This is a genomic window from Hydrogenophaga sp. L76 (assembly GCF_057654755.1).
Genome location: NZ_CM172807.1, coordinates 3874649 through 3900043, shown reverse-complemented (window position 1 = coordinate 3900043; position 25395 = coordinate 3874649). Strand labels below are relative to the sequence as shown.

Below are 25395 nucleotides of genomic sequence, written 5' to 3'. Positions count from 1 at the left end.
AGAATCAGGGGGTCGAAAACATCAGGGCGGTGAGGATGAAGTCCATCGCCAGCACACCCAGCGAGGCCGTCACCACGGTACGCGTCGTGGCATAGGCCACGCCCTCGGGCGTGGCTTCGGTCTCATAGCCCTGGTACAAGGCCACGGCCGTGCAGATGACGCCAAACACGGCGCTCTTGACCACACCGTTGCCGACATCGCGCCACACATCCACTCCGTTTTGCTGGATCGACCAGAAGTTGCCAGCATCGATGCCGATCAAACCCACGGCGACCACCCAGGCACCCAGAATGCCAATGGCCGAAAACAATGCCGCCAGCAAGGGCATTGCGATGACACCGGCGATGAAGCGTGGTGCCAGCACCCGCTTGCGCGGATCGATCGCCATCAACTCCATGGCAGCGATCTGCTCGCCCGCCTTCATGAGGCCGATCTCGGCGGTGAGCGAGGTGCCTGCGCGGCCGGCGAACAGCAGCGCTGTGACCACGGGCCCGAGTTCGCGCACCAGCGACAGGTTGACCACCAGCCCCAGGGACTCGGCGGCGCCAAAATTGGTGAGCGTGTTGTAGAGCTGCAGTGCCAGCACGAAGCCCACCGCCAGGCCCGAGGCCAGGATGATGACCAGTGAGCGGTTGCCAATCGCGTGGATCTGCGTCACGACCAGGCCAAAACGGACCAGTCCAGCGGGCACGGCCTTGATCAGTTCAATGAAAAACAAGGCGCCATGACCCCAGGCCATGAAAACATCCAGGGCGCGGCGACCCAGCTGCTGAAGCGGGTTCATCATCGTGAAGCCTCCAGACCGAAGTCCACCGCCACCGGCGGCGCCGGATAGTGGAACTTGACCGGGCCATCGGGCTCGCCACGCACAAACTGCCGCACCTCTGGCTCGGTGCTGGCCATCAGCTCGGCCGGCGTGCCCTGGGCCACGATGCGTCCGCCCGTGGCCATGAGCACCACCCAGTCGCTGATTGCCATGCACTGGGGCACATCGTGCGAAATCAGCAGGGTGGTAGCCCCGGTCACGTCGGTCAAGGTGCGGATCAGTTTGGCCGCGACACCCATGGACACCAGGTCCAGCCCGGCGAAGGGCTCGTCGTACATGATGAGCTCGGGGTCCAGCGCAATGGCCCGCGCCAGGGCGATGCGTCGCGCCATGCCGCCCGACACCTCGCTGATGCGCAGCCCCGCCGCACCCCGCAGACCCACCGCGTTCAGCTTCATCAGCACGATGTCGCGGATCAGCGACTCCGGCAGATCGGTCATCTCACGCAACGGAAAAGCCACGTTGTCGAACACCGAGAGGTCGGTGAACAAGGCGCCGAACTGAAACAACATGCCCAGTCGGCGGCGCAGACGGAACAGTTGGCGCTTGTCACCCGTGTTCACGACTTCGCCATCAAACACCACGCGCCCGCTGTTGGGGGCATGCACGCCGCCAATCAGGCGCAACAAGGTCGTCTTGCCGCAGCCGGAACCACCGAGCACCGCCGTGACCTTTCCGCGCACAAATCGCAGCGAGATGTCGTTCAGGATGGTTCGGCGGCTGTCGTAGCCAAACGTCACATGATCAATTTCAATGAAGGTGGATTCGCTCATGGGGCCAGGAAAAATGACTGCGCATTGTCGCACGCGGGTCGATCTCTCCCTTTTTCATAGCGAGGAAACCCTGGGGATCAACGTGGCAGGTCGGAGAACCCCATCAAGAACTCATCCACCGAGCGCGCAGCCTGACGGCCTTCTCGGATCGCCCACACCACCAGGCTCTGGCCGCGGCGCATGTCACCGGCCGCAAACACCTTGGGCACATTGGTGGCGTAACCACCGGTGAAGTCGGTGCTGGCCTTGGCGTTGCCGCGGGCGTCCTTTTCGACCCCGAAGCCGTCCAGGATGCTGGCGACCGGGTTCACGAAACCCATGGCCAGCAGCACCATGTCCGCCTTGTAGTGCTTTTCGGTTCCGGGAATCTCAACCAGCTTGCCGTCTTTCATTTCGACGTGCACGGTGGTCAACCCGGTGACCTTGCCCTTCTCGCCCTTGAAGGCCTTGGTGGAAATGGCGAACTCGCGGGTACAGCCCTCTTCGTGGCTGGAGCTGGTGCGCAGCTTGAGCGGCCAGTAGGGCCATACCAGCGGCTTGTTTTCCTCTTCGGGCGGCTGGGGCATCACCTCGAACTGGGTCACGCTGACCGCGCCGTGGCGGTTGCTGGTGCCCACGCAATCGCTGCCGGTGTCGCCACCGCCGATCACGATCACGTGCTTGCCGTCAGCGCGCAGCTGGCCCTTGAGCTTGTCGCCCGCGTTGACCTTGTTCTGCTGCGGCAGGAATTCCATCGCGAAATGGATGCCGTCCAGGTCGCGGCCGGGCACCGGCAGGTCGCGGCTCTGCTCGGAGCCACCAGTCAGTACAACGGCGTCGAAGTCCTTCTGCAGCTGTTCGGGCGTGACAGTTTCCTTGGCCCAGTTGGTGACCTTGCTGTCCTTGGGCAGTTCGCCGACCATGACGCCTGTGCGGAACACCACGCCTTCGGCCTTCATCTGCTCGACACGTCGGTCGATGTGGCTCTTCTCCATCTTGAAGTCGGGGATGCCGTAGCGCAGCAGGCCACCGATGCGGTCGTTCTTTTCGAACAGGGTCACGTCGTGACCCGCGCGCGCCAGCTGCTGGGCGGCGGCCATGCCGGCCGGGCCGGAGCCGACCACGGCGACCTTCTTGCCGGTCTTGATCCTGGCCGGCTGCGGCTGCACCCAGCCTTCGGACCAGGCCTTGTCGATGATGGCGTGTTCGATGGACTTGATGCCCACTGCCTCGCCGTTCACGTTCAGCGTGCAGGCGGCCTCGCAGGGCGCGGGGCAGATGCGGCCGGTGAACTCGGGGAAGTTGTTGGTGCTGTGCAGCACGGTGATCGCGTTCTTCCAGTCGGCCTGGTAAACCAGATCGTTGAAGTCCGGAATGATGTTGTTGACCGGGCAGCCGCTGTTGCAGAACGGCGTGCCGCAGTCCATGCAGCGCGCGGCCTGCACCTTGGCCTGGCTGTCATCGAGGCCGACGACGAATTCCTTGTAGTGCTTCAGGCGCTCGGGCACGGGCTTGTAGCCCTCTTCCAGGCGCTCGTATTCCATGAAGCCGGTGACTTTTCCCATGATGTTGGTCCTTCGTATCCGTGTGTCTGGGCTTATTTGGCGGCGGCCGTGGCCTGCTTCGCCGTGCCCTGGGCTTTGGTGGTGGCGGTGGCGGCCGTCTTGCGGGCGTTGATCTCGCCCAGGGCGCGCTTGTATTCGTTCGGGAACACCTTCACGAACTTGCCGCGCGACTCGACCCAGGTGTCGAGCAGTTCGCGCGCGCGCTTGCTGCCGGTCCAGCGGTTGTGGTCTTCGAGCAGCTTCTTCAGCTGCGCATCGTCGCTCAGACCACGGTGCCAGATGGCCTTGTCCATCGTGGCTTCCTGCTCGGCCGTGCTCAGCACCTTTTCCATGCTGACCATGGCGGTGTTGCAGCGCTTGGCGAACTGACCGTCTTCGTCGTACACGTAGGCGAGACCACCGCTCATGCCGGCGGCAAAGTTGCGGCCGGTCTTGCCCAGCACGGCCACGGTGCCGCCGGTCATGTATTCACAACCGTGGTCACCCGTGCCCTCCACCACCGCGGTGGCGCCCGAGAGGCGCACCGCGAAGCGTTCGCCGGCCACGCCGGCAAAGAAGGCTTCGCCACTGGTGGCGCCGTACATCACGGTGTTGCCCACGATGATGTTCTGCGTCGCCACGCCGCGGAAGTCCAGGCTCGGGCGCACCACCACGCGGCCGCCGGAGAGGCCCTTGCCGGTGTAGTCGTTGGCCTCGCCGATCAGGTACAGCGTGATGCCGTTGCACAGGAAGGCGCCGAACGACTGGCCGCCGGTGCCTTCGAGCTGGATGTGGATCGTGTCGTCGGGCAAGCCTTCGGCGTGCACCTGGGTCACGGCGCCGGAGAGCATCGCACCCACCGAGCGGTTGACGTTGCGCGCCGCTTCCATGAAGCGCACCTTCTCGCCCTTGTCGATGGCGGGGCGGCTCTTGGCGATCAGGATGTTGTCGAGCGACTTCTCCAGACCGTGTTCCTGGTTCTGCGTGTGCAGGCGCGGCACGTCGGCGGGCACCGCCGGCATGGCCAGCAGGCGGCTGAAGTCCAGGCCTTTGGCTTTCCAGTGCTCGATGCCTTGTTTGGTGTCCAGCAGGTCGGCACGGCCGATCAGGTCATCGAACTTGCGGATGCCCAGCTGCGCCATGATCTGGCGCGCTTCTTCGGCGATGAAGAAGAAGTAGTTGACGACGTGCTCGGGCTTGCCGGTGAATTTCTTGCGCAGCACCGGGTCCTGCGTGGCCACACCCACCGGGCAGGTGTTGAGGTGGCACTTGCGCATCATGATGCAGCCCTCGACCACCAGCGGCGCCGTGGCAAAACCGAATTCATCGGCACCCAGCAGGCCACCGATGACCACGTCGCGGCCGGTCTTCATCTGGCCATCGGCCTGCACGCGGATGCGGCTGCGCAGGCGGTTGAGCACCAGGGTCTGCTGGGTTTCGGCGAGACCGATTTCCCAGGGCGAACCCGCGTGCTTGATCGACGACCAGGGCGATGCACCCGTGCCACCGTCGTGACCGGCGATCACCACGTGGTCGGCCTTGCACTTGGCGACGCCAGCGGCGATGGTGCCAACGCCAATCTCGGACACCAGCTTCACGCTGATGGAGCTGTGCGGCGCCACGTTCTTCAGGTCGTGGATCAGCTGGGCCAGGTCTTCGATCGAGTAGATGTCGTGGTGCGGCGGAGGCGAAATCAGGCCCACACCGGGCACACTGTGGCGCAGCTTGCCGATGTAGTCCGACACCTTGCCACCGGGCAGCTGGCCACCTTCGCCGGGCTTGGCACCCTGGGCCATCTTGATCTGGATCTGGTCGGCGCTGTTCAGGTATTCAGCGGTGACACCAAAGCGGCCCGAAGCCACTTGCTTGATGCGTGAGCGCATCGAGTCGCCGTCTTGCAGCACGTAGTCGACCTCGAAGGTGTCCTTGCCCAGCAGGTCGGACATGGTCTGGCCCTGCTTGATCGGGATGCCCTTGAGTTCGTTGCGGTAGCGCAGTGCGTCTTCACCGCCTTCGCCGGTGTTGCTCTTGCCGCCGATGCGGTTCATGGCCACAGCCAGCGTGGCGTGCGCCTCGGTGGAGATGGAGCCCAGCGACATGGCGCCGGTGGCGAAGCGCTTGACGATCTCTTTCGCCGGCTCGACCTCGTCGATGGAGATGGCTTTGGACGGATCGATCTTGAACTCGAACAGGCCGCGCAGCGTCATGTGGCGCTTGCTCTGGTCGTTGATGATCTGGGCGTACTCCTTGTACGTGTTCCAGTTGTTGGCGCGCGTGCTGTGCTGCAGCTTGGCGATGGCGTCGGGCGTCCACATGTGCTCCTCGCCGCGGGCACGCCAGGCGTATTCACCGCCGGTGTCCAGCATGGTGGCGAGCACCGGGTTGTCGCTGAAGGCCGCCTTGTGCATGCGGATGGCTTCTTCGGCGATCTCGAAGACGCCGATGCCGCCGACGCGGCTGGACGTGCCGGAGAAATACTTGTCCACCGTTTCGCTGTTGAGGCCGATGGCTTCGAACAGCTGGGCGCCGCAGTACGACATGTAGGTGCTCACGCCCATCTTGGACATGATCTTGGACAGGCCTTTGCCGATGGCCTTGACGTAGTTGGTGATCGCCTTTTCAGCGCTCAGGTCGCCCGGCAGGTCCTTGCAGATCGCGGCCAGGGTTTCCATCGCGAGAAAGGGGTGCACGGCCTCGGCACCGTAGCCGGCCAGAACGGCGAAATGGTGCACTTCGCGCGCGGTGCCGGTCTCGACCACCAGGCCCACCGACGTGCGCAAGCCCTCACGCACCAGGTGCTGGTGGATGGCGGACAGCGCCAGCAGTGCGGGAATCGCCACCTGCGTGGCGCTCACGCCGCGGTCGCTGATGATCAGGATGTTCTGACCGCTCTTGATCGCATCCACCGCTTCGGCGCACAGCGACGCCAGCTTGGCTTCCACGCCTTCCCGGCCCCAGAACACCGGGTAGGTGATGTCCAGCGTGTGGCTGCGGAACTTGCCCTGGGTCTTGCCCTCGATGTCGCGCAGCTTGGCCATGTCGGCCACGTCCAGCACCGGCTGGCTCACTTCCAGGCGCATCGGCGGGTTGACGTGGTTGATGTCCAGCAGGTTGGGCTTGGGGCCGATGAAGGACACCAGCGACATCACGATCGCCTCGCGGATCGGGTCGATCGGCGGGTTCGTGACCTGCGCGAACAACTGCTTGAAATAGTTGTAGAGCGGTTTGTCCTTGTCGGACAACACAGCCAGCGGGCTGTCATTGCCCATGGAACCAATACCCTCTTCGCCGTTGGCAGCCATGGGGCTGAGCAGGAACTTGATGTCTTCCTGCGTATAGCCAAAGGCCTGCTGGCGGTCCAGCAACTCGGGCGTGACGCTCTCGGCGCCGGTGGACTGCGGTTCGGTCTGGCCGATAGGCAGCTCCTGCGCGGCTTCACCCGCGACCGGCGTCTCCACGTCATCCAGGCGGATGCGCAGGTTCTCGATCCACTGCTTGTAGGGTTTGGTGTTGGCGAGGTTGGCCTTGAGTTCCTCGTCGTCGATCATGCGCCCCTGTTCGAGGTCGATCAGGAACATCTTGCCAGGCTGCAGGCGCCACTTGCGCACGATCTTGTTTTCCGGCACCGGCAGCACGCCCGACTCGGAACCCATGATCACCATGTCGTCGTCGGTGATGCAGTAGCGCGAGGGGCGCAGGCCGTTGCGGTCCAGCGTGGCACCAATCTGGCGGCCGTCGGTGAACACGATGGAGGCCGGGCCGTCCCAGGGTTCCATCATGGCTGCGTGGTACTCGTAGAAGGCCTTGCGGCGCTCGTCCATGGTGGTGTGCTGTTCCCACGGTTCGGGAATCATCATCATCACGGCCTGCGCCAGCGGGTAACCCGCCATGGTCAGCAGTTCGAGGCAGTTGTCAAAGGTGGCTGTGTCGGACTGACCGGCGAAGCTGATCGGGTAGAGCTTCTGCAGGTCGGCACCCAGCACCGGTGAAGACATCACGCCTTCGCGGGCCTTCATCCAGTTGTAGTTGCCCTTGACGGTGTTGATCTCGCCGTTGTGCGCGACGTATCGGTACGGGTGGGCCAGTGGCCACTCCGGGAAGGTGTTGGTGGAGAAGCGCTGGTGCACCAGACCCAGGGCCGAAACGCAGCGGATGTCCTGCAGGTCCTTGTAATACGTGCCCACCTGGTCGGCCAGCAGCAGGCCCTTGTAGATCACGGTGCGGCTGCTCATGCTCACCACGTAATACTCTTTGCTGTGCTTGAGCTTGAGCGACTGGATGTGGCCGCTGGCGGTCTTGCGGATCACGTAGAGCTTGCGCTCCAGCGCGTCCTGCACGATCACGTCGTTGCCGCGCCCGATGAACACCTGGCGCAGGATGGGCTCCTTTTCGCGCACGGTGGGCGACATCGGCATGTCTTTGTTGACCGGCACATCGCGCCAGCCCAGCAACACCTGGCCTTCGTCAGCGATGGCGCGTTCCATTTCCTGTTCACAGGCCAGGCGGGAGGCGTGCTCCTTGGGCATGAAGATCATGCCAACGCCGTACTCGCCGGGCGGCGGCAGCGTGATGCCCTGCGCCGCCATCTCTTCGCGGTAGAGCGCATCGGGCAGCTGGATCAGGATGCCGGCGCCGTCACCCATCAGTTTGTCGGCGCCCACTGCACCGCGGTGGTCCAGATTTTCAAGAATCTTCAGACCCTGCTGCACGATGGCATGGCTCTTCTCGCCCTTGATGTGAGCGACAAAGCCCACGCCACAGGCGTCGTGCTCGTTGGACGGGTCGTACAGACCCTGTTGCTGGAGATGCTGCTGTTCGGCTGCCGTGGTCATGGCGCTTCCTTCTCGGTTCGAGGGCATGAAAACAAAATTCGCGGGTGCAGAGCTTAGTGCAATGCAACAAAAATGCCAAGCTGAATAAATGGGGTCAGATTCTATTTAATAAGCATAAAAACGACTCATGAATAAAATGGGGACACATCAACATCACTTCAGATATAGGTGTGAATTCAATTACTTAAGGAAGGTCTGCACAACACCCGCCGCAGCGTGAGTTGAAGCATCCGATTTCAGATGATGGTGATTGCAGGCTCGCAAGGTCGGTTTGAAAGGCGATTTCGCCCCGTTTTGCGGTCCTCTGGCCATCTGCAGGCGCACTCATCCCCGCATCTCCTGAAGCAACGTGCGCCGCACCATCCACAGGTTGGACAGCGCGAACAGCGTGTGCAGTTGCGCCGTGTTCTTGGCCAGTCCCCGGTAGCGCACCTTCACATGCCCGAACTGGCGCTTGATCACCCGAAACGGATGTTCGACCTTGGCCCGGATGCGCGCCTTGGCCTGCTCCAACTGGTCCATGATCGAGCCCATCGGCGTGCTCTTGTCCAGTACCTTGCGCTTGCCCGGTCGCATGGCCACATGCCAGTTGACCGTAATGCCTTGCGTCTCTTCCCGTTTGCCCACGCCTTGGTAGCCCGCGTCGGCAAAGACGTCCGTCTCTTCCCCGTGCACCAGTGCGTGCGCCTGCGTCACGTCATTGACGTTGGCCGCTGTGCCCACCACCGTGTGCACCAAGCCCGATTCCGCATCGACACCAATGTGCGCCTTCATCCCGAAGTGCCACTGATTGCCCTTCTTGGTCTGGTGCATCTCGGGGTCACGTTCACCGCTGCTGTTCTTGGTCGAGCTCGGCGCGGCGATCAGCGTGGCATCGACTACCGTGCCGCTTTTGAGCAGCAACCCCTTGGCTGCCAGCGTGGCGTTGACGGTGGCCAGGATCTGCAAGCTCAGGTTGTGCGCTTCGAGCAGGTGGCGAAATCGAAGAATCGTGCTCTCGTCGGGCAGGTTGTCTTCACCCGCATCCAGGCCCACGAACTCGCGGAACAGTGCCATGTCGTACAGCGCCTCTTCCATAGCCGGGTCTGAGAGGTTGAACCACTGTTGGATGAAGTGGATGCGCAGCATGGTCTCAACGGCGAACGGTGGGCGTCCGCCCTTGGCGCCAGGGGCGGGTGCGAGTGGCGTGATCAGCGAAACCAGTTCGGCCCAAGGCACCACCAGGTTCATCTCGTCGAGGAACTCGCGTTTGCGCGTCCTCTTGGTCTTGCGCTCGAATCCGCTCTCGCCCAGGCTCATTTGCTTCATGACGTCACTGTCTCACATCGGGCAAGGGGCGCCGAGGTTTTGCAGACCTTCCTTAACTCAATCAAGCTGACTTTTTGACACGGGAAGCCGGCCGACCGGCCCGCATCTGGCTCGGGCGACGATCGGTTTGTTTTTCGAGCTCCGCCACAAAATCCGTTCCGCCCAAGGCCCAGCCCCGCAGAGCGGAGTCTGTCAACGCGGCCTGCAGCTCCGCACTCACTCCCGCGTGCACCAGATCGGCGTATGCTGCCTCTCGGGCAAACGGGGTGTTGCCCAGTGTCCATACCAAGGGATGCGGGGTGATGAGTTTGTCATGTCGCTGGCCGATGTAGTGCCCGTGGCTGGACCAGGGGAAGTCCCCCGCCTGCCCCACCATGCCGGCACGCACAGGGTTCAGGTCCAGGTAGACCATGCAGGCCAGCAGGTAGCGATCAGTTTCGATCAGCGTGGAGCGGTAGCGCCCTTCCCAGAGCGTTCCAGTACGCCCGTATCGATCGTTGAAATAACGCACATAGCTGCGCCCAACCGCCTGCATCATTCGGGGAAGACCGTCCACCGTTTCGGGTGTGACGAGCAGGTGGAAATGGTTGCCCATCAGCACATAGGCGTGGACAGCCACCCTGAACTTGGTCGCGTTTTCGGCCAGCAAGGCCAAAATACGATCCCGATCCTTCGGATCCAAAAAAATCGGCTGCCGGTTGTTGCCACGCTGTATGACGTGGTGCGGGTAGCCGGGAACAGTGAGGCGTGGAAGACGGGCCATAACGCGATACGGTCAGCGAGGTTTTGCAGGATTTGGAATCTGACCCTATTTTAGAATCACGTCGATATGGCAATCGGCACTGGCGGAGGCCCCCCACTTTCAGCGCAAGGCTCAACAGATTCCCATGGCGTGTCAGGCTGCACGAACCACCGCATGGACGCGATGTGTCCAGGCGCGCTGCAACCGGGCGGCCAGTGCGACGCCCAGCAATGAGCAGCTGGCCGTTACCACCCAGGTCCAGTGCCACCCGCCCGCCTGCGTGGCCACCCACGCCACCAACGGTGGCCCGAGAAACTGACCCAGCGCTGAAAACTGCTGCATCCAGCCCACCGTGGTGGACACCGTTGCCTCTCCTGGCGCCAGCACGACCGCCAAGCTGAACAGCGTGCCCGGGATCAGACCGCCCACGCCGGAAAACAACAGCACGGCGAGGTATTGCCACACCGGATGTCCTTGCGCGCCAAAGGCCACAACCGCTCCCATTGCCATGGCCAGGTATGCGATCGACAACAACACGCCGGGGCGCATTCCTCGTGCCAGACACCGTCCCGCACCGATGTTGCCCACCATGTTGATGCCCGCTGCGAGCGCCGTCAGAACACCCACCACCACGCCGCTGTAGCCGGCCTCGCTGTAAATCGTGGGCAAGAACCCCACCACCGCCAACCACTGACCGGAATAGAGAAAGAAGGCCAGCGCGACCAACCAGGGTCCCGGAGCGACCAGCGTCAGCTGAACCCTGGCCCAGGGCTTCAAGGCCTTGGTGGCCACCACAGAGCCCGTGCCCCTCGCATGCGTTGGGTCATATGAAACCTGGGTAGCAAGCCCGATGGCGGCCAAGAATGTCAGCAGCGCCAGCAAAAGCCACACCGGACGCCACCCGATCAGCTCCAGCAAAGGTGCACCACACAGGAGTGCGGTCGCCGTGCCCAAGGGCATGTAGGCGCCCCACCAACCAAGCGCCCGCGCGAGTGTTTTCGGATTGTGAACCCGCTGGCGCAGCAAGCCCGGCGCAGGAAGCACGGCCAGAAGAAAACCCAACCCCTCGAGCACGCGGGTCGCCAACAGCCCATGAACCCCGGTCGACAAACCACCCAATGCGCTGCCCATCGCTAGCAAACCCAGGCCCGCCAGCATCACGCGCCGCGGTCCCAGGTGATCGGCCATCAGCCCCACAACCAGACCCAGTGTCATGCCGGCGAGCTGAACCAGTGACAACAAAAACCCGGCCTGCAGAAGACTGAGCCCCAAAGAGGCCTGCAACACGGGAATGGCGACCGGCAGTTTGCCCACATGCAGGGCGCAGACAACGCCAACCCCAACCACAACCGCCGCCAACACCACGGGATCGCGTTCGGGTACGGACGTGGACTCTCTCACGGGAAGAGCACCAGACCACTCAGACGCTCATGTTCACGAATCGCAAAGCGATCGGTCATGCCCGCTATGTAGTCGGCAACGGCCCGCGCCTGCTGCGTGGCGGGTTGGTGGCCAGGGGGAAGTTCATGAGGCTGCTCCATATAGAAGGCAAACAGCTCCGACACCACCCGCCGGGCCCGTTCGGTTGTTTCCAATACCTGCGGGTGGCGGTACAGATTGCGCAGGAGGAATTGCTTCAGGTCAGATGACCGGTCACGCATCTCCTCCGAGAACGCCACCAGGGTGCCTTGCGCCCGCACATCATCCACACAGCCGACCTTCGACGTGCCGATTCGGGTGCGCGACGTGTCGATCACGTCGTAGACCTGGTCGCTGAGCATTCGCCGGATCACCTCAAACAACAGCCGGCGGCCATCGAGTCGCGGATGTTTCTCCAGCACCAGCCGCTGATACCGCTCAAACAAGGGCACCGCCCCAAGCTGTTCCATGCTCAGCAAACCGGAGCGCACGCCATCGTCGATGTCGTGCGCGTTGTAGGCGATCTCGTCAGCAAGATTGCACAGTTGCGCCTCCAGAGAAGGAGAGCCACCCGTCAAGAAACGCAGCGCCACACCGGTGGTATCGTGGACGCAGAGACGCCTTGCATTCGCCGGTGAACAGTGTTTCAGAATGCCCTCCCGCGTCTCAAATGTGAGGTTCAATCCATCAAAGTCGGGATAGCGCTCCTCCAGCGCGTCGACAACCCTCAGACTCTGGAGGTTGTGTTCAAAGCCGGCTTGATCGACCGATCGGGGTCCACTCTGCAACGATGTCTGGCCTTTCATGCAGGCGTTCAACGCATCCTGGCCTGCGTGTCCAAACGGTGTATGGCCCAGGTCATGCGCCAGAGCGATGGCCTCCACCAGGTCTTCGTTCAAGCCCAGCGAACGGGCAATGCTGCGCCCCAATTGCGCCACTTCCAGCGAATGGGTCAGACGCGTGCGGAACAGATCGCCCTCATGGTTCAGAAACACCTGGGTCTTGTACACCAGCCGGCGGAAAGCCGTGCTGTGAATGATGCGATCACGATCTCTCTGGAAAGCCGTGCGCGTGGGTGCTTCGGGCTCGCTGAATCGCCGGCCCCTGCTGCTGCCGGGGTGGCATGCGTACAGCGCCAGCCCCATACCGTTGTTCATGTGCATCCCGGGGTCACCAACTGGACTCGGCATGCCGCCATTTGCTGACACATCGAACTCACTGGCAACAACTGGCTTGTATCACCTCGGTCACGAGTCCGTCTGGTGCGCTGCGGACGACCGCCTGTCCGGGCCTGTCGATCAACACAAATTTGATCTCACCAGCCTCGGCCTTTTTGTCCACACGCATCAACGCCAAGTATCTGCCCGCGTTGTCCTTGTCGTCCAGAACGGGCGCCACAATGGGCAGACCGGCTCGCTCAATCAAACGGGTCAGACGGTCCACATAGGCTGAATCGATCAAGTCAAGGCGTTGCGACAGCCGCGCGGCCATGATCATGCCGCAACCCACCGCCTCACCGTGCAACCATTGCCCGTATCCCATGCCTGCCTCAATCGCATGGCCGAAGGTATGACCAAAGTTGAGAACTGCCCGAAGTCCGGCCTCCCGTTCATCCGCCCCCACCACCTGGGCCTTGATTTCACAACTGCGCTTGACCGCAAAAGCCAGTGCAACAGGATCGCGAGAACGCAGCAGATCCATATTCGCTTCGATCCATTCCATGAAAGCCGCATCGGCAATGGGTCCGTACTTGATGACTTCGGCAAGGCCCGCACTCAGCTCCCTCTCCGGCAGCGTCTTGAGCGTATCCAGATCGCAGATCACCCGCTGCGGTTGGTAGAACGCACCAATCATGTTCTTGCCCATTGGATGATTGATGCCGGTTTTCCCCCCCACAGACGAGTCGACCTGGGCCAGCAACGTCGTGGGGACCTGCACAAAAGGCACCCCCCGCATGTAAGTCGCTGCAGCAAACCCGGTCATGTCTCCGACAACGCCACCACCCAAGGCAAACAACACCGTTCTGCGATCACACCCCTGCTCAAGCAAGGCATCAAATATCAGGTTGAGAGACGCCCAGGTCTTGTAAACCTCACCATCAGGCAGAACCACGTGGCCCACCACCGGATAGTGTTTGTCCAGGGCACTCACCAAGGGTTTCAGGTACAACGGCGCAATCGTTTCGTTGGTCACGATGATCGCTGTTCTGGCAGCGGGCAACCCGTCGTAACAATGTGGTGAACCAAGCAAGTCGCTGCCAATGGCTATCTGATAGCTTCGTTCACCCAAGTGGATTCCAACCTGGGACTGCAGCTTTGCTGATGTGGTCTCTTGCATAGAGCCAGAGTGTAGAGCCTCTGGCAGCGGCAAGTGAGGATCCTGTACCCCTCGGTTGCCCGAAGATACCTGCATGAGCAATCAAGCCTTGCCAGAGCCCTGATCACGCGCCGAGCCATCATTCACGACGCCGGCCAGTTCCAGTTGCATCACGATCATGTTGACAAGGGTCGACACCGAAGGTCGCCCCGTCTCGATAACGAAGTGCGCCGCCTCCCTGTACAAAGGGTCACGCTGCACAAACAAATCGCGAAGCCGCTGGAGGGGATCCGCAACTTGAAGAAGTGGCCTGTTCCTGTCGTGTCTCAGACGCCGGAAAACCTCTTCAGGTGAGGAGCGCAAATACACCACATGACTGCGCTCGTGAAGACAAGTTCGATTCGCCGCTCGCAAGACCGAGCCACCACCGGTCGACAATACGCAAGAAGGCCCGAGCGTCAACTCGTCAATCACCGCTGCTTCCAGATCACGGAAACTGCTTTCGCCTTCGCGATCAAAGTACTCCCGGATCGAGCATCCAAGTCGCTGCTCGATCACATGATCCGAGTCAAAAAAAGGAACAGCAAGCCGGCGACCCAGTTGGCGGCCGATGGTGGACTTGCCAGACCCTGGCAAACCCACCAACGAAATCAGCAATGAACGCGGCACAAGATAATCAGCACGGTATCGATTTCTATAATTTATCACCTATCTGATGTGAATATTGAACCCATCTCACAACAGATAAATACCAAGACAACCCAACAGCAACGCAAAAAATTCCGATTCACTCGACCACTTCTTCTGGCTCTTCAACTGTAATTTCAATCTCTGTTGATCGAGAATGATAGTCAAGAACCAGGACGGGAACCGTTTCCATACAGCCACCAAGTGTGGTGATCCGAAACTTCGGATCCTTTCCACTGACCTCTGTTCTATCCACTTGCAGCCCCCTGGGAAAGGGATTGTGGATCCTGTAAGGAGGAGTTCCCCCGACGATCGTGACAACGACTTGAGCTCCGCCTCCACAACCCAAAGAAGCCACTTTCCACTCATCGGGATTGGTAAAAAACTCTTCTGTATCGCCCGCTACGTCTCCGCCGCCACCACAGGCAACAACTGCGAACGACAACGCCGAAACCGTCAAAACCCGGGAAAGCAAACTCAATTTTTTCATGATCGATCTCTAAAAAATTACCGAGACACGCCTCTGTCACCGATCGTACGCGGCGTGATGAAGATCAGCAGCTCTGACTTGTTCGCGGTTCTGTTTTTATTCTTGAACAGATTCCCCACCACAGGAAGGTCTCCAAACAACGGGACCTTGGTGACATCTTCAGTTTCATTTTGTTCAAAGATACCACCAATCACCACAGTACCACCATTCTCTATGAGTACTTGTGTCTGGACATGCTTCGTATTGATCGCAATGCCAGCAGCGGTCGTTTCACCACGGCTGTCTTTGTTGATATCAACATCAAGAATGATGCTGCCTTCAGGCGTGATTTGGGGAGTGACCTCCAGCTTGAGATTGGCCTTTCGAAAAGCAACAGCCGTTGCTCCACTGGACGTCGCCGTCTGATAGGGAAACTCTGTGCCTTGTTCAATCAACGCTTTAACCTGGTCTGCCGTCACTACCCGAGGGCTCGAAACGATTTTTCCTCGCCCATCCGCTTCCAGAGCAGAAATTTCAAGATTTAGAAAACGATTCGCCGCCGAGCTGAACAAGGACAAGGCAAACGCGGCAGGAAGAAAACCGCCGGCACCTGCAGAGGGCAAATTGACGAAACTCGTATTGATCGTATCGAGCACGTTTTCAGATTCAACGGTGGTGCTTGACACAGCGTTGTAGCTGCCACCAATGGCGATGCGATTCCGACCACCGGCTGCATAGCCCGCATCCCCTCCACGAACACCACGCAGGTCACTGCCACCCAGTCGTACACCCAACGAACGCCCGAAACGGTCATCTGCTTCCACAATCCGGGCTTCGATCAGAACCTGCCGGATGGGGATGTCCAGTTTACTGATCAATTGCTGCACCTGCTCCAGTTTGGAGGGCACATCCGTCACAAAAAGCTGGTTTGTTCGCGGCTCAGCAATCGCGCTTCCACGCGCAGACAATATCCGCGCACCGGCACCAGAAGCGCCGCCTCCTGTGGCAGCAAGTTGAGCAGCAACGTCACTCGCTTTTGCATAGTTCATCTGGAAACTCTGAGTACGCAGTGTTTCAAGACTTTCAAGGGATGCCTTGGCTTCCAGCTCCTGCTTTTCACGAGCCGCGATTTCATCCTGAGGAGCTATCCAGAGGACATTCCCGCTTTTCCGCATTCCCAAACCTTTGGCCTGAAGAATGATATCCAAAGCCTGATCCCATGGAACATCTTTCAACCGCAATGTCACAGCCCCACTCACCGAATCCGAGGTGACAATGTTGAAATTGGTGAAGTCCGCAATGACCTGAAGTAAAGATCTGACTTCAATATTCTGGAAATTAAGCGACAACTTTTCCCCGTTGTAGCCAGGTCCTTGAGTCAGCTTGGATTCATCCACTTTCTGTTCGCGAACTTCCAGCACAAACTGATTGTCACTCTGATAGGCAGAATGTTCCCAGTTGCCCTTTGGCGTAACCGTCATGCGAACACGGTCACCGATCTGACTGGTAACCACAGTTTGGACGGGGGTCCCGAAATCGGTCACATCCAGTTTGCGGTTCAACCCTTCAGGCAAAGAGGTGCGCAAAAAGTCCACAACAAGATCCTTGCCCTGCTGGCGAATATCAACGCCGACCTGGTTACTCGCAAGATCGACCACAATCCGCCCCGAATTGCCAGCTCCGCGCCGAAAATCAATGTCTTTAAGCGCAACCGTTTGATCACCCTGCACAGGCGCAAACACCGCAGGGCCACTCGGAAAGGGGGCACCTGCCTCGGTCCGATCAAGGACCAGCAGCAAAGTCTTTCCATCCAGTTTGGCCTGGTATGCAGCGGGCTGCTTCAGATTGATCACCACCCGGGTCCGGTCGCCCGCTTGAACCACATTGGCGGATCGCAAGTTTCCCTGATTCAACTCCACGGTATTTCTACCCATGGCATTCACCACACCCGGGAAATCCAATGCGATCCGCGCGGGTGATTGGATCGTGAATCCGGTGGGCAGAGCAGTCAAAGCCTCTGCGGTGTCTATACGCACAACCTCCACGCCGGCCTGCAATCCACCAGTCAACGATTGGATCGCATTCTGGGCGTGTGCCAAGCACGAAGTCATGACAATGGCCACAAACAAAGACAGTTTGCGCAAACTCCGCTCCTTTGACTCAGAGTTGATCACGCCATAAGATTTTGTCATTTTGAAACTTCCTCTTGTAACTGCAATGTCGCTGGACGCTCAATCCACTCACCCGCCGCATCTTGCACAATTTCGCGTAAATTGATTTCATTTTCAGAAATTCTCAACACGCGTCCATAGTTTTGACCAAGGTAATTACCTTGAGTAACCTGGTAAAGAAGTTGATCCACCCTCACCAAGGCAACGAGCTTTCCAGCGCGATTCAGACTGCCCACCATCGACATGGTATCCAGCGGAAATGCCTCCAAAGGTTGTTTCCGTCGGCTCATCTCAGCATCAATCAATGCTGAGCTTCCTGCGGAAAGACTTTGCCCACCACGCAAAATACTCGCCAATTTTTCGCTGCTAAAAGGCTCCAGAAGCCTTTCACCTGCATAGGCGTATGGTTCAAACTTTGTAGGCGCTGGAATTGGCTTGACATCCGGCGTTATCGAGTTCCGTTCGTTTTGCATCCAGATGCTCAACTCTTCCTCATCTGCACTTCCGCAGCCCTGAAGGAATGCCATTGAACACATGATCAGTGCAACACGCCGAATCCCGCCTCTTTGGCGCCAGCTCATTGAGAAGCTCATTTGGACGCGCCCTTGGTAGTGGCTGCTTTTTGCTGCAGCTCGATTTCCTCTTGATCCAGATACCGGAACGTTTTGGCTGTGCAGTCCATGGTCAATGTACCATCCCGGTCCCTCACAGGAGCAAGGGACAGATTGTTCAAAGTCACGATGCGAGAAAGTTTTGCAATGTCCGCTGCAAAAAGACCAATGTCGTGATACCCACCCGTCACGCGCACAGCGATTGGAAGTTCCGCATAGTACTCCTTCACCGAGACCTGACCTGGGCGAAACAGCTCGAATTGCAAACTGCGACCCAAACCAGCCTGGTTGATATCAGACAACAAGGCATCCATTTCTGCCTTGCTGGGAAGTTGCTTTTCCAGTTGATTAACGTATTGTTGAACCTGTTCAAGCTGCTTCTTCAGCGCATCCAGATTGACCGCCTGAACCAGTTTTTTTCGATAGTCTTCTCGCAACTGCTGTTCGCGGGTTTGCTCAGCCAGCAACTCCTCATCAACAGCCTTTAGCCAAAAAAACCAAAGACCGGCAATAACAGCGGCGCAAACCAATACGTAGAGAAGATTTCGCGGCAGCGATGGCCAGGAAGAAGGATCGTTGGGATCGAGGCCGGAAAACTGCCTCTGAAGCGTATCCTGAACCGACTTGAAATCGAGGTTGATGGTAGGTGATAGAGCCATGATTACCCCGATCAGACTTTTCCTGGTGCTGGAGACGTTGCTCCCGCAGCACCCTGCCCAACGGCATTCGAACCAGTGGGGCGATTGAGAGCCACTCTGATCTTGAAATTCGATACCCTGCGTTGCTCACGGTTTGAAACGGTTGCGTTGGCTGCAACGATTTCGATCAACTCAGGCTTCCCGAGCCAGGACGAGTTGTTCGCAAGATTTCGCAACAACTCAGAAACCCGTTCTTGTGATTGGGCCACGCCTTCCAGCAAGACGCTTTGATTTTCTTGCTTCATGCTTTTCAGATAAATACCGTCGGGCAGCTGCGCCACCAGCTCGTCAAGCAGGTGAACAGGCATGTTTCGATCCGCCTGAAGATCCTCCACAGCGGTTTGCCTCGCCCGCAGAGAAGCAATTTGCGCCTGAAGGCTTGCAATATCCTTGATTTCAGCATCCAGCTCTTTCGTCTTGCTTTGAAGAAACGAATTCCGCTGCTGCTGCTCCGCGATTTTCCCTTGATACCATGTGAATACCGCACCGCAGATGATCCCTCCAAGCAGGGCAGACAGCCCCAGCTGTGTAAAGAACTGTTCTTTCTGCCTTTTTCGCGCTGCCTCTCGATGAGGTAGCAAATTGATCAAAATCATTGGTAAAACCTCCGCAACGCCAAGCCAGTGGAGGTTAGATAGGATGGAGCTTCACGCGCGATCTTTCGCGCCTGTACGCCGGAAGCCATTTCCATACCATCGAACGGATTGATCACCATGCAGGCAAACGAAGTCTGATGAGTGACCCCTTCGATCAAGCCAGGCAATGCCGCACTGCCTCCGGCCAGCAAGATGTGATCAACCTTGTTGTAGGGGGTGCTGGTGAAGAAAAACTGCAACGCACGTCCGATTTCTTGCGCCATACTTTCAATAAATGGCTCCAGCACAGCCGAGCGATAATCATCAGGCAGATCGCCTGATCGCTTTTTGGCCTCAGCCTCGTCCGCGGAAAAACCATACTGGCGCACGATCAATTGCGTCAGCTGGGCGCCTCCGAAGGCTTGATCGCGTTCATACAACACGTCATCGTTGCGCATCACCTGCATGCTGGTGGTCAGGGCACCCACCTCAAACAAGGCCACAAGAGAGTCCACGCCTTGATTGGGCAGCGTCTCGATGACCCGCCCTGCCGCCATCCGGGAAGCATAGGGTTCGACGTCCATGATGACCGGCTTGAGGCCGGCGGCCTCAGCGAGACCCTGTCGGTCAGACACCTTTTCCTTGCGTGAAGCTGCGATCAAAACCTCGGCATCTCCGACCGAGTTGGCGCTCGGCCCCACCACGCAGAAATCGAGACTGACTTCATCGAGCGAGAAAGGGATGTATTGGTTGGCCTCCGACTCGACCTGCACCTCAAGCTCTTTTTCAGACAGGCCACCGGGAAGAACGATTTTTTTGGTGATCACAGCCGATGCAGGCAACGCCATCGCCACGTTTTTTGTTTTGCTGCCACTTTTGCGGACCACCCGGCGCACAGCTTCGGCCACTTCATCGAACTTTTCGATGTTCCCATCGGTGATCCACCCTCGCTCCAAGGGCTCGATGGCACAACGCTCCAACACCAGATCACCTGAACGATTGCGGCTCAACTCGACCAGCTTGACACTGGAAGAGCTGACGTCAATGCCCAACAACGGTGCCGGATCACGGCTGAAAAACGACCCCAATGAGATCAAGGTGACCCCCAAAAAATAGAAGCGCGGCAAGGCGCCAGACTTAAGATTTCACTTGAATGCTAGCAGCAAGCCCCTTGTGCAGCAAAGATTTTCTACCTTTGACACAAAAGAGAACGTTGCCAAAAGCATACGCAAACCCACCACTCCCGGCGGACAGGCATCACGCAGAAAGAGAAGAAACACACAACAACTCACAATATCCGCTTCTGCGCTGACATCTTCACCGCAGGCCGATTTTTATAATCAGCCTCCCTCGCCCTGACTGTTCGCATGCCCCAACACGATCCCGCCACATCCCGCTCGTCCGAGCCAACCCCCTCCAAGAAAGCTGGTTTGCTGGCGTGGCTTGGACGCGCTCTTGCAGGTTTGACAGGGTTGTTGCTGGCAGCATTGCTCACGCTCTTTCTGGGTGTGGGGATCGGACTGGCCGTGGCCTACCCCAACTTGCCAGATGTGGGTGCTCTCGCCGATTACCGCCCCAAACTGCCCCTTCGGGTGCTGACAGCCGACGGGCATCTGATCGGGGAATTCGGCGAAGAACGCCGCAGCCTTCTTCCCATCAAAGAAATCCCGGATGTCATGAAAAATGCCGTTCTCGCGATAGAGGACGCCCGCTTTTTCGAACACGGCGGAGTCGACTATCGGGGCATGCTCCGGGCAGTGCTGGCCAATCTGGGGCAGGCGAAAAGCCAGGGAGCATCCACCATCACGATGCAGGTAGCCCGAAACGTCTACTTGTCGGCAGAAAAGAGCTACACACGCAAGATCTATGAGGTACTGCTCACGTTCAAGCTGGAATACCTGCTGAGCAAAGAGCAGATACTTGAGATCTACATGAACCAGATCTTTCTGGGTCAACGAGCCTATGGCTTTGCCACTGCGTCACAGACCTACTTCGGCAAGCCGCTCAAGGACGTGAGCATCGCCGAAGCCGCCATGTTGGCAGGACTGCCCAAGGCACCCTCGGCGTACAACCCCATCTCCAACCCCAAGCGCGCACGCGCCAGGCAACTCCACATCATCGAGCGCATGCTCGAGAACGAATTCATCACCGCCGAACAAGCCCAAGAAGCCAAGGTCGAAGAACTCAAACTTCGACCGGTGGGCGGACCGGTACGGGTTCATGGTGAATTTGTTGCCGAGATGGTTCGCCAGTCCATGGTGGCCCAATACGGTGAGGAGGCCTACACCCGCGGCCTGACCGTCACCACCACGCTTCAATCCAGCGAACAACAAGCCGCTTACCAGGCACTGCGAAAGGGTATCCTGACCTACGAGAGCCGCCAGAAGTACCGTGGCCCCGAGTTCTTCGTCAACCTGCCGACAGACAATGCCGCACGCGAGGATGTGATTGATGGCGTGCTGGCGGAGCACCCCGACAACGGCGACCTGCTCTCGGCCGTCGTGCTTGAAGCCGGACCTCGCAAGGTGGTGGTGGTTCGCCAGGATGGGGAGCCCTTTGCGATCACCGGCGCCGGCCTGCGCCCCGTGCAATCGGGTCTTGCGGAAAAGGCCGCCCCTTCCATCAAGCTCCGTCCGGGGGCCGTGGTCCGAGTGGTCAGGATTTCGGCAACCGAGTGGCGCATCAGCCAGTTGCCCGAGGTCGAGTCTGCCTTCGTGGCGATGGATCCCAACACCGGCGCTGTGCACGCACTGGTCGGTGGCTTCGACTTCCAGAAGAACAAGTTCAACCATGTGACCCAGGCTTGGCGCCAGCCGGGCTCCAGCTTCAAGCCCTTCATCTACTCCGCCGCACTTGAAAAAGGTCTGACACCCACGACCGTGGTGAACGACGCACCGCTTTTCTATAGCGCCGAGCAGACAGGCGGAAAGCCCTGGGAACCCAAAAACTACGACGGACAGTTCGAAGGCCCGATGTCGGTACGCCGCGCGCTGGCCAAGTCCAAGAACATGGTGTCGATCCGGGTGCTGCAACTCGTTGGAACGAAAAGCGCGCAGGAGTGGATCGCCCGATTCGGTTTCCCGCCGGAGAAACATCCCCCCTACCTGACCATGGCCCTCGGCGCTGGCGCGGTCACCCCGATGCAGATGACCACCGGTTTTGCCGTGTTCGCCAACGGGGGGCATCGTGTCACACCCGTCCTGATCACCCGCGTGGTCGAACAACGGGGAAAGGTGCTGTTTGATACGCCACCCGCAACGGTGGACACCTCGCGCCAGGTCATCGATGAACGCAACGCCTTCATCATGAACAGCCTGCTGCAGGAGATCACGCGAACCGGCACGGCCGCGCGTGTCCAGGCAACGCTGAAACGCCCCGACCTTTACGGAAAGACTGGCACCACCAACGACTCCATGGACGCCTGGTTCGTGGGCTACCACCCCACACTGGTGGCGACGGTTTGGGTGGGGTACGACACGCCACGCAATCTGGGCAGCCGTGAAACGGGTGGCGGCCTGAGTCTGCCGATCTGGATCGACTACATGACCGAAGCGCTCAAAGGGGTACCGGTGGCCGAGTACAAACCGCCATCGGGCGTGATTCGCGTCGGTGGCGACTGGTACTACGAGGAATTTGGCCCTGGCCAGGGCGTGCATGGCCTCGGTTTGCGGGATCCTTGGCCCGGCCGCCCGGTTGAAAGCGACCCCACACCTGAAGAGATGGCCAGCCCACCGAACGATACCGAAGAAGACCGGCGCACGATCCTCGATCTGTTCAGGAACTGAACGTCAGTGGCTGGCCCGCCTGCTCGGTTGCACAACGTGACAGGTGTGAGAAAAACTCGCCCTGGCCTTTGCTGTCCATCCACTGGGCCCCGTCGTACCTGTAGTGAAAGCCACCCGCACGGGCCGCCATCCAGACCTCCTGCAGCGGTTTCTGCAGATTCACGATGATCTGGCTGCGGTTGGCAAAGGTCAACGTCACCATGCCGCCCACGCGCTGGTTGTCAATATCCGCCGTTGTCTGATCATTGATGCGGTCGCAAGCCAGTTCAATGGCGGTGAGCAAGGCCTCGGCGCGATCCAGATACTCGATATCGGTCATTACAATGCACCCACTATGAAGATGCATCGAATTCTAGGCGCAGCATTCGCCAATGTCCGTGTCGCGGGTTGCATGGCCCTGATCGCCCTGAGCTTGGCGGGTGCCGGTTGTGGGCAAAAGGGGCCGCTCTACCTGCCCAGCACGCAACCCGATGCACGGCCTGCCACGCCCTATCCGGCCACCCTCCCCGCTGCAACGGACACGCTGGACGAGACTCCGCAGCGCTGAAACCCATTTTGCAGCAGGCACCGGCTGCGGTTGTTCGCGGCCACCGAGCCGCCCTGATTCCACCATGCACACCTTGACCGGTTCATCCGCCCCGTCGCTGCCTCCCGGCTTCAGCTACCAGAGCGATCGACTCACGATCGAGGGCATCGCGCTGGATACGCTGGCCACGCAGTACGGAACACCCTTATTTATTTACAGCCGTGCGGCCATGCTCGATGCATTGGCCGCGTACCAGCGCGGACTCCAGGGGCGCGAGCACCTGATCTGCTACGCCATGAAGGCCAACTCGAATCTGGCCATCCTGCAGACCCTGGTGCAAGCTGGCTGCGGGCTCGACATCGTCTCTGGCGGCGAGCTGGAACGTGCTTTGGCCGTTGGAGTGGAGCCAACGCGCATCATCTTCTCCGGTGTTGGAAAAACGTGCGCTGAAATGCGCCGCGCGCTGGAAGCCGGCATCGGCTGCTTCAACGTGGAGAGCAACGCCGAGTTGGACGTGCTCGATGCGGTTGCGCAGAGCATGGGCCTGCGCGCGCCTGTGAGCGTGCGCGTCAACCCCAATGTGGACGCCAAGACCCACCCCTATATTTCGACCGGCCTCAAAGACAACAAATTCGGCATCGCGCACGAAAACGTGCTCGCCACCTACCGACACGCCGCCAGCTGCGCCGGTTTGCGAGTGGTCGGTATCGATTGCCACATCGGGTCGCAGATAACCGACATCGATCCTTATCTGAACGCCCTGGATCGCATGCTGGACCTGGTGAGCGCGATCGAAGCCGCCGGGGTACCACTCGAACACCTGGATCTGGGCGGTGGCCTGGGCATCAACTACCAGGGTGAAACCCCGCCAGCGGCCGATGTGCTCTGGCAACGCTTGCTGGAAAAACTTGATGCCCGAGGCTATGGCCAGCGCAAGCTGGTCATCGAGCCGGGCCGGTCCCTGGTGGGCAACGCGGGCGTCTGCCTGACCGAGGTGCTCTACCTCAAGCCGGGTGAACACAAGAACTTCCTGATCGTGGACGCGGCCATGAACGACCTGCCGCGCCCAGCCATGTACCAGGCCTTTCACCAGATCGTGCCACTGTCGCCGCGCCAGGACGTTCCCCCCACCACCTGGGACGTCGTCGGCCCGGTGTGTGAAAGTGGTGACTGGCTTGGGCGCGACCGGCGTCTGGCGGTGCAGGCGGGTGATGTGCTCGCGGTGATGTCCGCTGGCGCCTATTGCATGAGCATGGCCAGCAACTACAACACGCGTGGCAGGGCGGCCGAGGTGCTGGTCGACGGCGACCATGCAACGCTGATCCGGTCACGAGAGACCGCAGCCGATCAGTTCCGCAACGAAATGCTGATCTCTGCCACCTGAGCCACCGGCCCGCACGCGTTCAAGGCGTTGGCCGGCCGCTGGGTCGCCAGCGCCGCCACACACGCCAGCCCAGCAACGCTGCCAACAGAACCGCGTAAACACCCACCTCCGCGAAGTCGTTCTTGCCGCTGCGCATCCAGAAAAAATGCAGCACCGCCAAGCAAGCCACGGCGTACACACTTCGGTGCAGCAACTTCCAGCGCGCCGCCCCCATCGCCCGGATGGCCCGATTGAACGAGGTGGCCGCCATGATCATCAGCAACACCCAACTGCCAAAGCCGACCAGAATGAAGGGCCGCTTGGCCAGATCGGCCAGCAGGTCGCGCCACTCGAAACCCATGTCGAACCACGCGTAGGCCGTCAGGTGCAGGCTGGCGTAGAAAAACACGAACAAACCCAGCATGCGGCGCAGGCGGGCCAGCGCGGGCCACGCCGCCAACACCCGCAACGGCGTCACCAGCAACACCAGCACCAGCGCTCGCAGGCTCCAGTCGCCCAGTGACCGGATCAGGGCTTCGGCCGGATTGGCGCCAAGCTGGTCGTTCCATGCAGCCCAGAACAGCCAGACCGCCGGCAGGCTGCACAGAATGAAAAACAGGGGTTTGGCAACGCGGTGCGAGAGCCACCGGTTCACGAGCGGCCCTGCCTTGCGCGGCGTGGTGGCCGAATCCACCAACCCAGATCGGTTCGCGGGGACAGCGGTAAGTCGAGCGTCCACGAGAGCGGCTTTGCGGATGAACGGTCCGGGGG

General features: G+C 59.9%; 21 protein-coding genes. 3 read left to right on the top strand and 18 right to left on the bottom strand.

Going from position 1 to position 25395, the window contains the following annotated elements; all coding sequences use genetic code 11:
• Positions 1-4: 4 nt before the first annotated feature.
• From mlaE to AC23D4_RS18845, 16 genes are all read right to left on the bottom strand, one after another.
• Positions 5-787 carry a lipid asymmetry maintenance ABC transporter permease subunit MlaE gene (mlaE, locus tag AC23D4_RS18920; RefSeq protein ID WP_305360197.1) on the bottom strand — a complete coding sequence of 261 codons (783 nt, stop codon included), beginning with the start codon at positions 785-787 and terminating at the stop codon, positions 5-7.
• Positions 784-1599 carry an ABC transporter ATP-binding protein gene (locus AC23D4_RS18915; RefSeq protein ID WP_472889132.1) on the bottom strand — a complete coding sequence of 272 codons (816 nt, stop codon included), beginning with the start codon at positions 1597-1599 and terminating at the stop codon, positions 784-786. Before AC23D4_RS18915 ends, mlaE begins: the two co-directional genes overlap by 4 nt.
• A gap of 77 nt (positions 1600-1676) precedes the next feature.
• Positions 1677-3143: a glutamate synthase subunit beta gene (locus AC23D4_RS18910; protein ID WP_472889131.1), complete on the bottom strand. Its 1467-nt coding sequence runs from the start codon at positions 3141-3143 to the stop codon at positions 1677-1679.
• Positions 3144-3175: 32 nt separating this feature from the next.
• Complete coding sequence (locus AC23D4_RS18905) at positions 3176-7954, bottom strand: glutamate synthase-related protein (RefSeq protein WP_472889130.1); 4779 nt, start codon at positions 7952-7954, stop codon at positions 3176-3178.
• A gap of 324 nt (positions 7955-8278) precedes the next feature.
• Positions 8279-9262: an IS5 family transposase gene (locus AC23D4_RS18900; RefSeq protein WP_472887108.1), complete on the bottom strand. Its 984-nt coding sequence runs from the start codon at positions 9260-9262 to the stop codon at positions 8279-8281.
• A 61-nt stretch (positions 9263-9323) separates the two neighbouring features.
• Positions 9324-10025: a transposase gene (locus AC23D4_RS18895; RefSeq protein WP_472887107.1), complete on the bottom strand. Its 702-nt coding sequence runs from the start codon at positions 10023-10025 to the stop codon at positions 9324-9326.
• Between the two features lie 132 nt (positions 10026-10157).
• Positions 10158-11405, bottom strand: a complete 1248-nt coding sequence (locus AC23D4_RS18890; protein ID WP_472887106.1) for an MFS transporter — start codon at positions 11403-11405, stop codon at positions 10158-10160.
• Positions 11402-12568, bottom strand: a complete 1167-nt coding sequence (locus AC23D4_RS18885) for a deoxyguanosinetriphosphate triphosphohydrolase (RefSeq protein WP_472887116.1) — start codon at positions 12566-12568, stop codon at positions 11402-11404. Before AC23D4_RS18885 ends, AC23D4_RS18890 begins: the two co-directional genes overlap by 4 nt.
• 70 nt (positions 12569-12638) lie before the next feature.
• Positions 12639-13760 (bottom strand): 3-dehydroquinate synthase, encoded by a 1122-nt coding sequence (gene aroB / locus AC23D4_RS18880; RefSeq protein ID WP_472887105.1) that lies wholly within the window; start codon positions 13758-13760, stop codon positions 12639-12641.
• Between the two features lie 81 nt (positions 13761-13841).
• The gene (locus AC23D4_RS18875; RefSeq protein WP_472887115.1) at positions 13842-14396 is read right to left on the bottom strand and encodes a shikimate kinase; all 555 of its coding nucleotides are present in this window, start codon (positions 14394-14396) and stop codon (positions 13842-13844) included.
• Positions 14397-14526: 130 nt separating this feature from the next.
• Positions 14527-14916 (bottom strand): hypothetical protein, encoded by a 390-nt coding sequence (locus AC23D4_RS18870; RefSeq protein WP_472887104.1) that lies wholly within the window; start codon positions 14914-14916, stop codon positions 14527-14529.
• A 17-nt stretch (positions 14917-14933) separates the two neighbouring features.
• The gene (locus AC23D4_RS18865) at positions 14934-17087 is read right to left on the bottom strand and encodes a type IV pilus secretin PilQ (protein WP_472887103.1); all 2154 of its coding nucleotides are present in this window, start codon (positions 17085-17087) and stop codon (positions 14934-14936) included.
• Entirely contained in the window at positions 17084-17647 is a 564-nt protein-coding gene (locus AC23D4_RS18860; RefSeq protein WP_472887102.1) for a pilus assembly protein PilP, read from the bottom strand. Before AC23D4_RS18860 ends, AC23D4_RS18865 begins: the two co-directional genes overlap by 4 nt.
• A gap of 8 nt (positions 17648-17655) precedes the next feature.
• Positions 17656-18336 (bottom strand): type IV pilus inner membrane component PilO, encoded by a 681-nt coding sequence (locus tag AC23D4_RS18855; protein ID WP_472887101.1) that lies wholly within the window; start codon positions 18334-18336, stop codon positions 17656-17658.
• An 11-nt stretch (positions 18337-18347) separates the two neighbouring features.
• Complete coding sequence (locus tag AC23D4_RS18850; protein WP_472887100.1) at positions 18348-18971, bottom strand: PilN domain-containing protein; 624 nt, start codon at positions 18969-18971, stop codon at positions 18348-18350.
• Entirely contained in the window at positions 18968-20047 is a 1080-nt protein-coding gene (locus AC23D4_RS18845; protein WP_472887114.1) for a pilus assembly protein PilM, read from the bottom strand. Before AC23D4_RS18845 ends, AC23D4_RS18850 begins: the two co-directional genes overlap by 4 nt.
• Positions 20048-20317: 270 nt before the next feature.
• On the opposite strand from AC23D4_RS18845, the gene AC23D4_RS18840 reads away from it, so the two are divergent.
• The gene (locus AC23D4_RS18840; protein WP_472887099.1) at positions 20318-22735 is read left to right on the top strand and encodes a penicillin-binding protein 1A; all 2418 of its coding nucleotides are present in this window, start codon (positions 20318-20320) and stop codon (positions 22733-22735) included.
• Here the strand turns inward: AC23D4_RS18840 and cyaY are convergent.
• Positions 22725-23054 carry an iron donor protein CyaY gene (cyaY, locus tag AC23D4_RS18835; protein ID WP_305360185.1) on the bottom strand — a complete coding sequence of 110 codons (330 nt, stop codon included), beginning with the start codon at positions 23052-23054 and terminating at the stop codon, positions 22725-22727. The genes AC23D4_RS18840 and cyaY overlap by 11 nt on opposite strands.
• 72 nt (positions 23055-23126) lie before the next feature.
• Between cyaY and lptM the strand changes: the two genes are divergently transcribed.
• Positions 23127-23282 carry an LPS translocon maturation chaperone LptM gene (gene lptM, locus AC23D4_RS18830; RefSeq protein ID WP_472887098.1) on the top strand — a complete coding sequence of 52 codons (156 nt, stop codon included), beginning with the start codon at positions 23127-23129 and terminating at the stop codon, positions 23280-23282.
• 64 nt (positions 23283-23346) lie between these two features.
• Positions 23347-24645, top strand: a complete 1299-nt coding sequence (gene lysA / locus AC23D4_RS18825) for a diaminopimelate decarboxylase (RefSeq protein WP_472887097.1) — start codon at positions 23347-23349, stop codon at positions 24643-24645.
• A gap of 19 nt (positions 24646-24664) precedes the next feature.
• Here the strand turns inward: lysA and AC23D4_RS18820 are convergent, their stop codons facing one another.
• Positions 24665-25318, bottom strand: a complete 654-nt coding sequence (locus tag AC23D4_RS18820; protein WP_472903883.1) for a protein-methionine-sulfoxide reductase heme-binding subunit MsrQ — start codon at positions 25316-25318, stop codon at positions 24665-24667.
• Between the last annotated feature and the right edge of the window lie 77 nt (positions 25319-25395).